Origin of the sequence: Mesorhizobium sp. M0898 (genome assembly GCF_040319695.1) — a bacterium.
Classification (GTDB): Bacteria; Pseudomonadota; Alphaproteobacteria; order Rhizobiales; family Rhizobiaceae; genus Mesorhizobium.
In genome coordinates, this window is sequence record NZ_JAMYOE010000155.1 from 1 (window position 1) to 645 (window position 645).

Below are 645 nucleotides of genomic sequence, written 5' to 3' on the forward strand. Positions count from 1 at the left end.
GCGCTGTTGAACACGAATGCATCATTGCCTCCGTTACCGGTCAAGATGTCAGCACCGCCGCCACCACTGATGACATTGGCGCCGGAATTGCCTTGGATGGTTTGGGCAAAGGCGTTGCCGGTCAGGTTGATTGCAGACGTACTGGACGGATTGGTGGTGGCGAGGAGCTCGATCTGCGAGCCGGCCAAAAGGGCATGGCTCACCGAGGCGAGCACTTTGTCGCTGCCGCCGCCCACTGCCTCGTAGACTTTGTCGCCGGCGTTGTCGACATAGTAGGTGTCATTGCCGCCATAGCCGACCATCTTGTCGGCGCCGCCGCCGCCATTAATGATGTTGGCGCCGGCGTTGCCCCTGATTGTCTGGCCGAATTCGTTGCCTGTAAGGCTGATGGTCGTCGTAGCGGCTGGGTTGTTGGTGGCCAGAGCCTCAATCTGCGAGCCAGCCGACAGGGCATAGCTCACCGAGGCAAAGACTCTGTCCGTGCCGGGGACCGCCCCCTCAACTACCCTGTCGCCAGCATTGTCGACGTGGTAGATATCGTTGCCGCCATAGCCGACCATCGTATCGGCGCCACCGCCGCCTTTAATGATGTTGTCGCCGGCATTGCCCTGGATAGTCTGGCTGAACTCGTTACCGATCAGATTG

Annotated in this window: 1 pseudogene; it reads right to left on the reverse strand. The window is 60.2% G+C overall.

The features are described 5' to 3' along the window. Positions 1-645, reverse strand: a pseudogene (locus NKH90_RS34685) (calcium-binding protein); the annotation flags it as partial.